The 15,358-nt window shown below is 66.9% G+C and carries 11 protein-coding genes and 1 pseudogene; 11 read left to right on the top strand and 1 reads right to left on the bottom strand.

Translation table 11 applies throughout. The features are described from left to right. Positions 1-64: 64 nt before the first annotated feature. The 4 genes and pseudogenes from ACNO8X_RS23135 to ACNO8X_RS23120 all read left to right on the top strand — a co-directional run. Entirely contained in the window at positions 65-2,020 is a 1,956-nt protein-coding gene (locus tag ACNO8X_RS23135; RefSeq protein ID WP_418002885.1) for a 2-oxoacid:acceptor oxidoreductase subunit alpha, read from the top strand. After that, positions 2,017-3,096, top strand: coding sequence for a 2-oxoacid:ferredoxin oxidoreductase subunit beta (locus ACNO8X_RS23130; RefSeq protein ID WP_418002884.1), 1,080 nt, complete (start codon positions 2,017-2,019; stop codon positions 3,094-3,096). The genes ACNO8X_RS23135 and ACNO8X_RS23130 overlap by 4 nt, the downstream gene beginning before the upstream one ends. A gap of 19 nt (positions 3,097-3,115) precedes the next feature. After that, positions 3,116-3,694 (top strand): molybdenum cofactor guanylyltransferase, encoded by a 579-nt coding sequence (mobA, locus tag ACNO8X_RS23125; protein WP_418002883.1) that lies wholly within the window; start codon positions 3,116-3,118, stop codon positions 3,692-3,694. A 968-nt stretch (positions 3,695-4,662) separates the two neighbouring features. Continuing rightward, positions 4,663-4,884, top strand: a pseudogene (locus ACNO8X_RS23120) (transglycosylase family protein); the annotation flags it as partial. A 7-nt stretch (positions 4,885-4,891) separates the two neighbouring features. Here ACNO8X_RS23120 and ACNO8X_RS23115 read toward each other — a convergent pair. Continuing rightward, positions 4,892-6,157 (bottom strand): MFS transporter, encoded by a 1,266-nt coding sequence (locus ACNO8X_RS23115; protein WP_418002882.1) that lies wholly within the window; start codon positions 6,155-6,157, stop codon positions 4,892-4,894. Positions 6,158-6,239: 82 nt separating this feature from the next. Here ACNO8X_RS23115 and ACNO8X_RS23110 point away from each other — a divergent pair, with 82 nt between their 5' ends. The 7 genes from ACNO8X_RS23110 (at position 6,240) to ACNO8X_RS23080 (ending at position 15,324) form a co-directional block, all read left to right on the top strand. After that, positions 6,240-6,683, top strand: coding sequence for a winged helix-turn-helix transcriptional regulator (locus tag ACNO8X_RS23110; RefSeq protein WP_418002881.1), 444 nt, complete (start codon positions 6,240-6,242; stop codon positions 6,681-6,683). Positions 6,684-6,737: 54 nt separating this feature from the next. Continuing rightward, positions 6,738-8,717: a prolyl oligopeptidase family serine peptidase gene (locus ACNO8X_RS23105; RefSeq protein WP_418002880.1), complete on the top strand. Its 1,980-nt coding sequence runs from the start codon at positions 6,738-6,740 to the stop codon at positions 8,715-8,717. 10 nt (positions 8,718-8,727) lie between these two features. Continuing rightward, positions 8,728-9,987, top strand: a complete 1,260-nt coding sequence (locus ACNO8X_RS23100; RefSeq protein WP_418002879.1) for a saccharopine dehydrogenase family protein — start codon at positions 8,728-8,730, stop codon at positions 9,985-9,987. A 100-nt stretch (positions 9,988-10,087) separates the two neighbouring features. Then, the gene (locus ACNO8X_RS23095; protein WP_043987650.1) at positions 10,088-10,732 is read left to right on the top strand and encodes a DUF937 domain-containing protein; all 645 of its coding nucleotides are present in this window, start codon (positions 10,088-10,090) and stop codon (positions 10,730-10,732) included. Between the two features lie 97 nt (positions 10,733-10,829). Continuing rightward, entirely contained in the window at positions 10,830-13,499 is a 2,670-nt protein-coding gene (locus ACNO8X_RS23090) for a valine--tRNA ligase (protein WP_418002878.1), read from the top strand. Beyond that, positions 13,496-14,929, top strand: a complete 1,434-nt coding sequence (folC, locus tag ACNO8X_RS23085) for a bifunctional tetrahydrofolate synthase/dihydrofolate synthase (RefSeq protein ID WP_418002877.1) — start codon at positions 13,496-13,498, stop codon at positions 14,927-14,929. Before ACNO8X_RS23090 ends, folC begins: the two co-directional genes overlap by 4 nt. Further along, a complete protein-coding gene (locus ACNO8X_RS23080) occupies positions 14,926-15,324 on the top strand; it encodes a DUF4233 domain-containing protein (protein ID WP_418002876.1) in 399 nt (132 codons plus the stop codon). Before folC ends, ACNO8X_RS23080 begins: the two co-directional genes overlap by 4 nt. The last annotated feature ends 34 nt before the right edge of the window (positions 15,325-15,358 follow it).

Genomic DNA, 15,358 nt, shown 5'->3' with positions numbered 1-15,358 from the left:
CGTTCCGCGGCGTCTACGACACAGTGCGACGGGCTGCCGAAACAGAATGTGAAAGGCAGGCGTCGTGGGTCTTAACGACGGCGACAACGGCACCGGCGCCGGGAGCGGCGCAGCCTCGCGCCAGAAGCTCGAGAAGGTCGTCATCCGCTTCGCCGGTGACTCCGGTGACGGTATGCAGCTGACCGGTGACCGGTTCACTTCGGAAGCCGCGCTCTTCGGCAATGACCTTGCGACGCAGCCGAATTACCCCGCCGAGATCCGCGCACCACAGGGCACCCTGCCCGGTGTGTCGTCGTTCCAGATCCAGATCGCGGACTACGACATCCTCACCGCCGGTGACCGCCCCGACGTGCTGGTCGCGATGAACCCGGCCGCACTCAAGGCCAACGTTGCCGACCTGCCGCGCGGCGGCATGATCATCGCCAACTCCGACGAGTTCACCAAGCGCAACCTGGCCAAGGTCGGGTACGACGAGAACCCGCTCGAGAACGATGAACTGTCCGAGTTCGTCGTCATCCCGGTCGCGATGACCACGCTGACCCTGGCCGCCGTCGAGGCCATCGGCGCGACCAAGAAGGACGGTCAGCGCGCCAAGAACATGTTCGGGCTCGGCCTGCTGTCCTGGATGTACGGCCGCGAGCTGGAGCACAGCGAGGCCTTCATCCGCGAGAAGTTCGCCCGCAAGCCCGAGATCGCCGAGGCCAACGTCCTGGCGCTCAAGGCCGGCTGGAACTACGGCGAGACCACCGAGGCGTTCGGTACCACCTACGAGGTGGCCCCGGCCAAGCTCAAGTCCGGCGAGTACCGCCAGATTTCCGGTAACACCGCCACCGCGTACGGCATCGTCGCCGCCGGCCAGCTGGCCGACGTTCAGGTGGTGCTCGGCACCTACCCGATCACCCCGGCCAGCGACATCCTGCACGAGCTGTCCAAGTACAAGCACTTCAACGTCATGACCTTCCAGGCCGAGGACGAGATCGCGGGCATCGGCTCGGCGATCGGCGCCTCGTACGGTGGCGCGCTCGGCGTCACCAGCACCTCGGGTCCCGGCGTCTCGCTGAAGTCCGAGGCCATCGGCCTCGCGGTGATGACCGAGCTGCCGCTCATCGTCATCGACGTGCAGCGCGGTGGCCCGTCGACCGGTCTGCCCACCAAGACCGAGCAGGCCGACCTGCTGCAGGCGCTCTACGGCCGCAACGGTGAATCGCCGGTCGCGGTGCTGGCCCCGTGCTCCCCGTCGGACTGCTTCGACATCGCGGTGGAGGCGGTGCGGATCGCCATCGGCTACCACACCCCGGTGATCATCCTGTCGGACGGCGCGATCGCCAACGGCTCCGAGCCGTGGCGCATCCCGGACATCGCCAGCTACCCGGCCATCGAGCACACGTTCGCCAAGCCGGACGAGCCGTTCCAGCCGTACGCGCGTGACCCCGAGACCCTGGGCCGCCAGTTCGCCATCCCGGGTACGCCGGGCCTCGAGCACCGGATCGGTGGTCTGGAAGCGGCCAACGGCTCCGGCAACATCTCCTACGAGCCCAAGAACCACGACCTCATGGTCCGGTTGCGCCAGCTCAAGATCGACGGCATCAAGGTGCCCGACATCGAGGTCGACGACCCGAGCGGCGAGGCTGAATTACTGATGCTCGGCTGGGGCAGCTCGTACGGCCCCATCGGCGAGGCGTGCCGCCGCGCCCGACGCAACGGCATCAAGGTGGCCCACGCCCAGCTGCGTCACCTCAACCCGTTCCCGGCAAACCTGGAAGAGGTTCTGCGCAAGTACGACAAGGTCGTCGTGCCCGAGATGAACCTCGGCCAGCTGGCCCTGCTGCTGCGGGGCAAGTTCCTGGTCGACGTGCAGTCGGTGACCAAGGTCGAGGGCATGGCGTTCCTGGCCGACGAAGTCGAAGGCATCATCGGCGCGGCACTGGACGGATCGCTGCGCGAAAAGGAAACTGACAAGGCCAAGTTCGCACGGTTGGCGGCCGCCACCGTGGAGACCGGTGTGGGAGCAAACGCATGACGGATCTGATCGGTGCTGATCTGGGCCTGACCGAAGCCCTCAGCAAGAATGCCCTGGTTCCGACTACGGACCAGCCGCAAAAGGGCAAGGACTTCACCAGCGACCAAGAAGTGCGCTGGTGCCCGGGCTGTGGCGATTACGTCATCCTCAACACCATCCGCAACTTTCTGCCGGAACTGGGCCTGCGCCGCGAGAACATCGCGTTCATCAGCGGCATCGGCTGCTCCAGCCGGTTCCCGTACTACCTGGAGACCTACGGTTTCCACTCGATCCACGGTCGTGCCCCGACCATCGCGACCGGCCTGGCGCTGGCGCGTCCGGACCTGTCGGTGTGGGTCGTCACGGGCGACGGTGACTCGCTGTCGATCGGTGGTAACCACCTGATCCACGCGCTGCGCCGCAACATCAACATCACGATCCTGCTGTTCAACAACCGGATCTACGGTCTGACCAAGGGTCAGTACTCGCCGACCTCCGAGGTCGGCAAGGTCACCAAGTCGACCCCGATGGGCTCGCTGGACCAGCCATTCAACCCGGTGTCGCTGGCGCTGGGTGCCGAGGCCACGTTCGTCGGCCGGGCGCTCGACTCCGACCGCAAGGGCCTGACCGAGGTGCTGAAGGGCGCGGCTGCCCATCGTGGCGCCGCCATCGTCGAGATCCTGCAGGACTGCCCGATCTTCAACGACGGCTCGTTCGACCCGCTGCGCAAGGAAGGCGCCGAGGACCGGCTGATCAACCTGGTGCACGGCCAGCCGATCGTCTTCGGTGCCCAGGGCGAGTTCTGTGTCACCAAGTCCGGTTACGGGCTGGAGATCGGCAAGACCGCTGATGTGGACCCGTCGGACATCGTGGTGCACAACGCCAACCTCGACGACCCGGCCTACGCCTTCGCGCTGTCGCGCCTGTCGGAGCAGAACCTGGAACACACCGTGATGGGTATCTTCCGTCAGGTGAACCGGCCCACCTACGACGACGAAGCGCGTCTGCAGCTGAAGACGGCGATGGATTCCAAGGCGCACGACACCGCCGCTCTGCAATCCTTGCTGCGTGGCAAGGACACCTGGACCGTGGATTAGTCGCGCGAGTAGTCCGATTTTGACCGAGGACGCCCCGCTGGCCGCAGTTGTATTGGCCGGCGGGGCGTCTCGTCGTATGGGGCGGGACAAGGCCACCGTTCGGTTCGACGGGCCGGCGGGGGAGATCACGTTCGTCGAACAGGCGGTGGACACCTTACGAGCGCGGTGTGCGCAGGTGTTCGTGATCGCAGCTCGTGGCCAGGCGCTGCCGGACCTGGATGCCCAGGTGCTGCGGGACGCGACACCCGGCGTCGGGCCGTTGTTGGCCACCGCGCGCGGGTTGCGTGCCGCGGCCGACGCCGGATTTCCGCGCGCGTTCGTGTCCGCCGTGGACATGCCCTACTTGACCGTTGATCTGATCGACGAGCTTGCCGAGCACGCGGCGCGGGTCGACGCCGACGTGGTGCTGCCCTGGGATGGCCGGGACCACTATCTGGCAGGCATCTACCGCACCGCGCTGGCGACTCGGGCGGAGGAGTTGGTAGCCCGCGGACGACGCAGCATGCGGGCACTGGTCGACACCGCCGACACCCAGCGGGTGGTGATGGATCGGCAGCGGGCGCTGGTGAACGTCAACAGCCCCGACGATTTCGCCTGAGCGTCTCAGCAAATGCCCGTAACCGGGTTGCTCATTCTTGAATTTCCTTCTGTGTCGCGAATTGGAATTGATGTTATTTCGGCGATGCGCAAATAACATGCAAATTAAGTGCCGCAATTCCGGCAAATTATCACCCCAATTGTTCGACTAATTCTGAACCTGTTGCAGGACAATGGATTTGGGTGACTTGGGCGAGTGGCGGCCGGTTAACAGGTCCTGAACGGGCTGCGGCGTCAATGTGAAAAGTCCTGATTGGCGGCCGTATTGCCCGATCCTGCCCAGTCAATGGCAGTTTGACGCACCCGTCGGTAGCGAACGGGGGCCTGAAAGGGCGGAGATTCCACCGGGCGACACGCCGGAGGTTTACTGTCGACGCCGCATGATTATGCCGCTGACCTGCGACAACTGTGACTAATGTGAATTGAATTGTGTGTGCCAGGCCACAATTTCATGGTGACCTCTATCACGGAATGTTGCCGAACTGTGATTTGTTAGCGGGCCTTTATATGTCACATGACCTGCTTATGTTCCTCTCAGGTTGGGCCGTGATCTGCCTGTTATCTGGCTGGGATGGATTCGACATCGCAGGGTCAGTTCTTGCTACGGTCCTCGTACTGCTCCAAGAGAGCAAATAACTGAAAAACCATGAACCTGCGTGTGAGCGGGATCGCGGTGGGACCAGAGCAGATGGCCTGTTGCCCGTGGCGTCCGCCGGCATTGAGCCCGGACCGATCAAACCGCCCCCGCTGTCGTGTCTGACCGAGACGACACGACTCAGCCCCCCTAACGCCTGCCCGGCAGGCAGTAGTTCGCACCGCCTATGCGCGGGCGATGTTTGGCGCGCGCTCGGCGAGAGGAACGAAGTGAAGAACATCCGCACAACGCTTGGACTGGTTGCCGTTGCTGGGGCAGTTGCAGTTGCCCCCATGGTCATCGGTGCCGGTACCGCGAATGCGGACGGCGGCCGCAATTGGGACGCCGTTGCAGCCTGTGAGTCTGGTGGCAACTGGGCCATCAACACCGGCAACGGTTACTACGGCGGGTTGCAGTTCAACCTGGGCACCTGGCGTGCCAACGGTGGCACGGGCATGCCCCACACCGCCAGCAAGGACGAGCAGATTCGGGTTGCCGAGAATGTGGTGCGCACCCAAGGCATCGGTGCGTGGCCGGTCTGCGGTCGTCGGGGCTAATACCCCCTCACGAGCGCCACAAACGCTCGCACGAGACAACAAAGGGTGTCGGACCATACGGTCCGACACCCTTTGTCGTTGTCTGGGATGCCTTGGGGGCCGACCGGTGTGATCCGTCACATGATGAAACTGGCCTCGTGGCCGTCCATACCGCGAGCGCACCGATCGCGAAGACGGCACCGAGAATGCTGGACCCGATCCATCCGGCGGCCGAGTACAGGGCTGTGGTGCCGACCGCGCCGAGGGCTGAGCCGAGAGAATAGAAGAGCATGTAGCCGCCGAGGACACTGCTGGCGTGGTTCGGGTGGATGGCGGTGAGTAGGTGCTGATTGCTGACATGCACAGCCTGGACGGCGAAATCGAGAATGATCACGCCGACGACGAGCAGCCACAGTCCCCACGATGTCTGGGCGATCGCCAGCCATGACGCGGCCAGGAGCGCGAGGGCTGCCCCGGTGACCGCGTTGGCGAAACCGGCATCTGCCCAGCGGCCGGCGCGGCCGGCGCCCAGCGCGCCGGCCAGCCCTGCGATCCCGAACAGGCCGATCTGAGCGGCGCTGAGATGCCACGGTGACGCTGTGAGCGGGAGGGCGAGGCCGCTCCAGAGGGTGCCGAACGACGCGAACAAGAAGAACGCGATCAGGCCACGTGAGACGAAAAGCCGGTCGCCGAACAACATGCGCGACGCGCTCAGCGCCTGCCGATAGCCCGGGCGGTCAGCGCGTGGGTCGGGCGGAAGGAGCGTCAGGACCAGCGCCGCGAGCACGACAAGCAGTGCGGCGAGTGTGGCGTAGGCGCTGCGCCAGCCCCAAGCTGTGGCGAGAGCGCCGGCGACGGTCCGAGCGCCGAGAATGCCGATGACGACGCCGGCGGTCACGACGCCCAGGGTGCGTCCGCGCTCCTGTGGCGCCGACAATGCCGCTGCATAGGCGACCGTCGTCTGTACGACGACCGAGAACAGACCGGCTATCGCTACGCCGGCAAGCATGGTCCACGCGTGCGTCGCGGTTCCGGCGATCACGACACCAACCGCGGTGAGTAGCAGGTGTCCGACGATGAGCGTGCGCCGGTCGCGTACGTCACCCAGGGGTACCAGTAGGCCCAATCCCGCGAGGTAGCCGAGCTGCCCTGCCGTGACGATCCAGCCGAGGCTGCCGCTCGATACGCCAAGGTCACTGCCGATCTGAGTGAGCATGGGCTGGGCCGAGTAGATGGTCGCGACGGACACCCCGCAGATGGTCGCGAGCAGCAGGCGGGTGCTTCGAGGCGTCACATGAAGTCCAATCGGTAGCAATTTGCAACTGATTCGACGCTACGTCACATTGGTTTCAATTAGCAACTAATGTGGAGGTGTGATGACCCAGTCCGAGGTTGAGTGGACCGACCCCACGTGTCCCGTCGCGCGCACGCTCGATCTGGTCGGTGACCGCTGGAGCCTGCTGATCGTTCGCGATGCCATGGATGGTGCCCGGTCCTTCGGGGATTTCCAGCAGGTGACGGGAATCGCGCGCAACATCCTCACCGACCGGCTCCGGCGACTCGTCGAGCGCGGAATCCTGGAACGAAAACCGGCTCCGACGGGCAGGCGGCACATCTACGAGCTCACGCCCACCGGATTGGACCTGTTCACCGTCGTCGTTGCGTTGCGTCAGTGGGGTGAGCGGCACGCATTCGCCCCGGCCGAGGAGCGCTCCGTCCTGGTGGACGACGGTGGGCTACCCATCCGCGAGTTGCAGCCCACCAGCTCAACCGGTCGGCGGGTAAGCGTCGAGACCACGTCTGTACAGCGGAATCGGTGACCGCCGGAAACTAGCTGCGCGAGTTCGACGTGGGGCGTGTGATACCAACGGAGTATGGCCGGAACTCCTTTTGCCGATCTCGACGCCTACCTCTCTCTGCCCCGGGTGTCCGGGCTCGCAGTCTCGCCCGACGGCCGCCGCGTCGTCACGATGGTCAGCGAACTGAACAACAAGGGCACCGAATATGTCACCGCGGCTTGGGAACTCGACCCGGACGGCGAGCATGCGGCGCGCCGGCTGACCTACGGAGCCAAGGGGGAATCCCAGCCGACCTTCACCGCGGCCGGAGATCTGCTGTTCGTCGCGGCGCGACCCACCGACTCCGACGAGGAGCCACCGGCGGCGCTGTGGCGATTGCCGGCGAACGGCGGTGAAGCACAACGGATTCTCGAGTTGGCCGGCGGCGTCAGTGGAGTGCACGCGGCCCGTTCGGCTGACGTCGTGGTGGTGACGGCGCCGATGCTCCCGTCGGCCGGTACTCCCGAGGATGACAAGCGACTACGCACCCTCCGCAAGGACAACAAGGTGTCGGCGATCCTGCACACCGGCTACCCGGTGCGGCACTGGGACCATGATCTGGGGCCGGATCATGCGCACCTGCTCCGCGTGGAATCCGGTGCGGCCCAAGACATCACCCCGCAGCCTGGCATGGCGCTGAACGAGGCCACCGTCGATATCACCGCGGACGGGAGCTTCGCCGTCGCGTCGTGGGAGTTACCCGCGCCGGGGGCCGCGTTGCGCAGCGTTCTGGTCCGCATCGACATCGGTACGGGGGAGCGCACCGTGATCGCCGACGACCCGGTCGCCGATCTGGGCAGCCCGGCGATCTCGCCCGACGGCAGCACGGTCGCGTTCATCCGGGAGACGCACTCGACGCCGGATCAAGCGCCGCGGATCACCTTGTGCACCCAGGTCTCCGGTGGCGAGCGAGTGGAGCTCACCGCGCACTGGGACCGCTGGCCGACGTCGGTGACGTGGTCGCACGACGGATCCACACTGCTGGTGACCGCGGACGACGACGGCCGCGCACCGATCTTCTGCGTCCGGCCCGGCACGGGCGACGTGAGCCGGCTGACCCACGACGACTTCGCCTACAGCGACGTGCGGCCCGTCGCAGATGGTGCGCTGTACGCCCTCCGCAGCAGTTACCTGACGCCGCCCCATCCTGTCCGGGTCGCCGCCGATGGATCCGTGACCGTGCTGCCCTGCGTCGAATTCCCCGAATTGCCAGGTGAATTGGTCGAGGTGACGGCAACCACGGATGACGGTACGCCCATCCGGTCCTGGCTTACGCTCCCGGCCGGCGACACTCCTGCGCCGCTGCTGCTGTGGGTGCACGGCGGACCGCTGGGCAGCTGGAACAGCTGGCACTGGCGGTGGAATCCTTGGGTGCTCACTGCGCTCGGTTACGCGGTGCTGATGCCTGACCCGGCGCTGTCCACCGGATACGGTCAGGACTTCATCCAACGTGGCTGGGGTGCTTGGGGTTTCGCGCCGTTCACCGACCTGATGGCAGCTGTCGACGCCGCCTGCGAGCAGCCGCGTGTCGACGCCGGCCGGATCGCGGCGATGGGCGGCTCGTTCGGCGGTTACATGGCCAACTGGATCGCCGGGCACACCGACCGGTTCGCCGCCATCGTCACCCATGCCAGCCTGTGGGCGCTCGATCAATTCGGGCCGACGACCGACGGCGCCTACTGGTGGGCCCGCGAGATGACACCGGAGATGGCCGAACACAATTCGCCGCACCGCCACGTCGAGCGCATCACGACCCCGATGCTGGTGATCCACGGCGACAAGGACTATCGCGTCCCCATCGGTGAAGGCCTGCGGTTGTGGAACGACCTGCTGACCCGGTCAGGACTGCCCGCCGACGACACCGGCGGCACGGCGCACCGCTACCTCTACTACCCGTCCGAAGGGCACTGGATCGCCGCGCCGCAGCACGCCAAGATCTGGTACCAGGTGGTGACGGCGTTCCTGTCCGAGTACGTCCTGAAGGAACACATCGACCTGCCCGAAATGCTCGGATAGGTTGGCAACCATGACCGCACCGCAGCGCGAATTCGACATCGTCCTCTATGGCGCCACCGGCTTCGTCGGGAAACTGACCGCCCAGTATCTGGCCCAGCACGCCGGGTCGGCGCGGATCGCGCTGGCCGGCCGCACCATGGACAAGCTCGCCGTGGTCCGGGACTCCCTGGGCGCGGCGGGCAAGGACTGGGGACTGATCCAGGCCGACGCTTCATCGCAGCAGAGCCTGGATGCGATGGCGGCCCGGACCCAGGTGGTCGTCACGACCGTCGGGCCGTACCTCAAGTACGGCCTGCCACTGGTGGCGGCGTGCGCCGCGGCCGGCACCGACTACGCCGACCTGACCGGCGAGAGCCTGTTCATCCGGGAGAGCATCGACCTGTACCACAAGCAGGCCGCCGACACGGGGGCCCGCATCGTGCACTCCTGCGGATTCGATTCCATCCCTTCGGATCTCACCGTATACGCGCTGTACAAGGCCGCCCAGGCAGACGGTGCCGGCGAGCTCACCGACACCGACTACGTGCTCCGCGGATTCTCCGGCGGAGTGTCGGGCGGCACCGTCGCGTCGATGCTCGAGCTGTTTACCATGACGTCCGACGACGCGGACCTGCGTCGGACCATGATGGACCCGTACACACTGACCACCGATCGCGGCGCCGAGCCCGATCTCGGCCATCAATCCGACACCCCGTGGCGCCGCGGCAGGGACATCGCCCCGGAACTCGCCGGGACCTGGACCGGTGCTTTCGTCATGGCTGTCGCGAACACGCGCATCGTGCGGCGCACCAACGCGCTGTTGGACTGGGATTACGGCCGCCGGTTCCGCTACTCGGAGAACATGAGCCTGGGTTCGTCGCCGATCGCCCCCGTGGCCTCGGCGCTGGGCACCGCGGCCAACGCGGCGGTCATGGGCCTGGGCAGCCGCTTCTTCAACAAGCTGCCCCGCGGCCTGGTCGACCGTGTGGTCCCGAAGCCCGGCACCGGGCCCAGCGAACAGGCCCGGGACAACGGCTACTACCGCGTCGAGACCTACACCCGCACCACCAGCGGCGCCCGGTACCGCTCCGTCATGGCGCAGCAGGGCGACCCGGGCTACAAGGCCACCGCGGTGCTGCTGGGGGAGAGCGGGCTGGCGCTGGCCCTCGACCGTGACCGGCTGTCGGACTTGCGCGGCGTCCTCACCCCGGCCGCGGCGATGGGCGACGCGCTCCTGACCCGGCTGCCGGCCGCCGGCGTCACCTTTGAAACCGAAGCACTGGGACGCTGATTCGCGCACCGGGCGTCGAAGTCCTGTGCGGCCGGCCGGAGCGGGCTAGTGTCGGCAGCGACGCACATCACACATCTCGGTGACGAAGGGGGACTTTGCCATGGCCGGTCTTGACGATCTGCTCAATCAGATTCCGACGCAACAGATTGCGAGTCAGCTGGGTGCTGATGAAGGCGAGGTGAACAGCGCCGTCCAGCAGCTCGTGCCGCTGCTGGTGGGCAGCCTGCAGCACAACGCGCAGGACCCCGATCACGCCGCCACCATCGAGAGCGACGCGACCAGCCAGGCTGCCAGCGGCCTGCTCGACGGCGGCGTCAGCGTCGACCAGGTCGACCAGGACGGCGGCGCCGAGGCCATCTCGCGAATCTTCGGCGGCAACAGCACCGATCAGGTGGCGTCGGCGCTGGCCGGCGGCGGAGCGGGCAACAGCGGATTGATCCAGAAGCTGCTGCCGATCCTGGCGCCCATCGTGCTCGCCTACATCGGCAAGCAGCTCGCGGGCGGCGGAGGCCAAGCCCAGCCGCAGGCTCAGCCGCAAGCGCAGGGCGGTGGCGGGCTCGGTGATGTGCTGGGCAACATCCTCGGCGGCGCCCTCAGCGGCGGCGGCTCGGGCGGCGGCAACAACAACCCGCTGGGTGACATCCTCGGCAACGTGCTGGGCGGGGCGTTGGGCGGCGGTTCCGGCAAGGCCGGGAACAACCCGCTCGGCGAAATCCTCGGCGGACTGTTGGGTGGCCGCAAGTAGGGCGCAGCCTTCCCGAAGGACAGACATAAAAGTGCCCAGATGGTCCACTTTCTGGGCACTTTTACGTCTGCTCACCGGGCTTACCTAGAATTGGCCGGTGACTGCCAGCGATACACCTGATCCCGCGACCGTGACTGCGGCCGATGACCTGCCCAAATCGTGGGATCCGAGCGCGGTAGAAGCTGACATGTATCAGGGCTGGGTCGACGCCGGGTATTTCACCGCCGACCCGACCAGCGACAAGCCGCCGTACTCGATCGTGCTGCCGCCGCCCAACGTCACGGGCAGCCTGCACATGGGTCACGCACTCGACCACACGCTGATGGATGCGTTGACCCGGCGTAAGCGGATGCAGGGCTTCGAGGTGCTGTGGCTGCCGGGCATGGATCACGCCGGCATCGCGACGCAGACCCTGGTCGAGAAGCAGCTCGCCGCGGGCGGCCAAACCAAGGAAGACTTCGGCCGCGAGGGCTTCGTGGAGAAGGTCTGGGAGTGGAAGCGCGAGTCCGGCGGCACCATCGGCGGCCAGATGCGCCGCCTCGGCGACGGCGTCGACTGGAGCCGGGACCGCTTCACCATGGACGAGGGCCTGTCGCGCGCCGTCCGCACCATCTTCAAGCGGCTGTTCGACGCCGGACTGATCTACCGGGCCGAGCGTCTGGTCAACTGGTCGCCGGTCCTGGAGACCGCGATCTCCGACCTCGAGGTCAAGTACGACGACGTCGAGGGCGAGCTGGTCTCGTTCCGGTACGGCTCGATGGACGACGCCGAGCCCCACATCGTGGTGGCCACCACGCGACTCGAGACGATGCTCGGTGACACCGCCATCGCCGTGCATCCCGACGACGAGCGCTACCGTGCGCTGGTCGGCAGCACACTGCCGCACCCCTTCCTGGATCGCGACATCATCATCGTGGCCGACGAGCACGTCGACCCCGAATTCGGCACCGGCGCAGTCAAAGTCACGCCCGCACACGATCCGAACGACTTCGAGATCGGCCTGCGGCACAACCTGGCGATGCCGACCATCATGGACACCAAAGGCGCCATCGCCGGTACCGGAACCGAATTCGACGGCATCGACCGTTTCGAAGCCCGGGTCAAGGTGCGCGAGAAGCTGGCCGCCGAGGGCCGGATCGTCGCCGAGAAGCGGCCGTACCTGCACAGCGTCGGGCACTCCGAGCGCAGCGGCGAGGCCATCGAGCCGCGGCTGTCCATGCAGTGGTGGGTCAAGGTGGAATCGCTGGCCAAGGCCGCCGGTGACGCAGTCCGCAACGGCGACACCGTGATTCACCCGACCAGCCTGGAACCGCGCTGGTTCGCGTGGGTCGACGACATGCACGACTGGTGCATCTCCCGCCAGCTGTGGTGGGGACACCGCATCCCGATCTGGCACGGACCGGACGGCGAAACCGTCTGCGTCGGCCCCGACGAAGAGCCGCCGGCGGGCTGGGAGCAGGACCCCGACGTGCTGGACACGTGGTTCTCCTCGGCGCTGTGGCCGTTCTCCACCATGGGCTGGCCCGAGAAGACGCCGGAACTCGAAAAGTTCTATCCGACAACGGTTCTGGTCACCGGCTACGACATCCTGTTCTTCTGGGTGGCGCGGATGATGATGTTCGGCACCTTCGTGGCCGACGACCCCATCCTGGGCGGCGCCAAGGTGCCGTTCGAGAACGTCTTCCTGCACGGGCTGATCCGGGATCAGTTCGGGCAGAAGATGAGCAAGTCCAAGGGCAACGGCATCGACCCGCTGGACTGGGTCGAGATGTTCGGTGCAGACGCGCTGCGCTTCACCCTGGCCCGCGGGGCCAGCCCCGGCGGCGACCTGTCCATCGGTGAGGACCACGCCCGCGCGTCCCGCAACTTCGCGACCAAGCTGTTCAACGCAACGCGTTTCGCGATGATGAACGGCGCCGCGCCGGCCGCGCTGCCGGACGCTGCCGAGCTCACCGATGCCGACCGCTGGATTCTGGGCCGGCTCGAAGAGGTCCGCGTCGAGGTCGACAACACGCTGGAGCGCTACGAGTTCAGCCGAGCCTGCGAGGCGCTGTATCACTTCGCCTGGGACGAGTTCTGTGACTGGTACCTGGAGCTCGCGAAAGCCCAACTGTTCGAAGGTGGTTCGCGTGCCGAGCACACCAAGGCCGTGCTGGCGGCGGTGCTCGACGTGCTGCTCAAGCTGCTGCACCCCGTGATGCCGTTCGTCACCGAGGCGCTGTGGAAGTCGCTGACCGGTGGCGAGTCGGTGGTCATCGCGCAGTGGCCGCAGGCATCGTGCGTCGAGCTCGATGAGGTTTCCGCCGGGCGCATCACCGACATGCAGAAGCTGATCACCGAGGTGCGCCGGTTCCGCAGCGACCAGGGCCTCAACGACCGGCAGAAGGTCCCGGCCCGCCTGGTGGGCATCAGCGAGGCGGACCTGGACGCCCAGGTGGCCGCGGTGACGTCCCTGGCCTGGCTGACCGAGCCGGCTGACGACTTCAACCCCTCCGCGGCAGTGGAGGTCCGGCTGTCCAAGGGCACCGTCGTGGTCGAGGTCGACACCTCGGGCACGGTCGACGTCGCCGCCGAGCGCCGCCGACTGGAGAAGGACCTGGCCGCCGCGCAGAAGGAACTCGCCCAGACCGCAGGCAAATTGGGCAACGAGGCGTTCCTGGCGAAGGCCCCGGAGGATGTGGTCGCCAAGATCAAGGCGCGGCAACAGCTGGCGACCGAAGAGGTCGACCGGATCAACGCCCGCCTGGCCGGGCTGCCGTCCGCATGATCGCGCCCACGCCTGACGAGATCGCCGAGCTGCTGCAGGTCGAGTACCTGCTCGACCAGCGGTGGCCGGAAACGAAGATCGAACCGAGCACCGTGCGTATCGAGGCGCTGCTGGAGATGCTCGGCTCGCCGCAGCGCGGCTACCCGAGCATCCACGTGGCGGGGACCAACGGCAAGACGTCGGTCACCCGCATGATCGATGCGCTGCTGACGGCGTTCAGCCGTCGTACCGGCCGGACCACCAGCCCGCACCTGCAGGCCGCCACCGAACGCATTGCGATCGACGGAAAGCCCATCAGCCCAGCGCAATACGTCGCCACCTACGCCGAGATCGAGCCGTTCGTCGAGATCGTCGACCGGCAGTCGGAAGCCGGCGAGTTGGGCGAGCCGGGCCCCAAGATGAGCAAGTTCGAGGTGCTCACCGCCATGGCGTTCGCCGCGTTCGCCGACGCCCCGGTGGACGTCGCGGTCGTCGAAACCGGGCTGGGCGGACGGTGGGATGCCACCAACGTCGTCGCCGCCCCGGTCGCTGTCATCACCCCGATCGGCTTGGACCACACCGATTTTCTCGGCGATACCATCGCCGCCATCGCGGGGGAGAAGGCGGGCATCATCGCCCGCCAGGAGCCCGACCTGGTGCCCACCGGCACCGACCCCAGCACTGTCGCGGTGATCGCCCGCCAGCCTGCCGAGGCCATGGAAGTGCTGATGGCGCAGGCGGTTACGGCCGACGCCGCGGTGGCACGCGAGGACTCCGAGTTCACCGTCCGTGGCCGTCAGGTCGCCGTCGGCGGGCAGGTGCTGGAACTGCAGGGCCTCGGTGGCGTCTACACCGACATCTTCCTGCCGCTGCATGGCGAGCATCAGGCGCACAACGCCGTCCTGGCGCTGGCAGCGGTGGAGGCGTTCTTCGGCGCCGGTGCCGACCGTCAACTCGACATCGACACCGTCCGGGCCGGTTTCGCCTCGGTGACCAATCCTGGTCGCCTGGAGCGGATGCGCAGTGCCCCAACGGTATTCATCGACGCCGCGCATAACCCGGCCGGTGCCGCCGCCCTCGCCGACGCGCTGGACACGGAGTTCGAGTTCCGGTTCCTGGTCGGCGTCATCTCGGTCATGGCAGACAAGGACGTCGACGGCATCCTGACCGCCCTCGAGCCGGCGTTCGACCTGCTGGTCGTGACCCACAACGGCTCGCCGCGGGCCATGGATATCGAATCCTTGGCCGCGTTGGCAGAAGAGCGCTTCGGCCCGGAGCGGGTCGTCACCGCGGCGACGCTGCCCGACGCCATCGAGGCGGCGACGGCGTTGGTGGAGGAGTCGGGCAACGACGGGTCGTCCGACGGCTTCTCCGGCGCGGGCATGGTGATCACCGGTTCGGTCGTGACGGCCGGAGCGGCCCGCACCCTGTTCGGAAAGGATCCGGCATGACGGCACCGAGCAGCGGAGCGGATCGCGAATCGAGTCAGCCTGATCCCTGGAAGAGCTTCCGCGGCGTGATGGCCGGCACCCTGATTCTGGAAGTCATCGTGGTGCTGCTGGCGCTGCCGGTCGTGTCGGTGTTCCACGGCGGCCTGACGCCGGTCAGCAGCGGCTACCTGATCGGCATGGCGATCGTGCTGGGCCTGCTGTCGGGGATGCAGGGCCGGTCGTGGGCGCTGCCGGTCAACATCGGGATCCAGTTCGTGCTGATCCTCGGCGCGTTCATCGACGTCACCATCGGCATCGTCGGCATCATCTTCCTGCTGGTCTGGTTGTTGATCTTGTATCTGCGGTCCGAGGTCAAGCGCCGCCAGGACAGGGGACTGCTGCCCGGCCAGCAGTGAGCCCGCCCGAATCGCAAGATTCGGTTACTGGCCG

It is taken from the genome of Mycobacterium sp. PDNC021, from assembly GCF_048282635.1.
GTDB classification, from domain to species: Bacteria; Actinomycetota; Actinomycetes; order Mycobacteriales; family Mycobacteriaceae; genus Mycobacterium; species Mycobacterium llatzerense.
The sequence above is the reverse complement of the archived record's forward strand: the minus strand, read 5'-3'. Positions and strand labels throughout refer to the sequence as shown.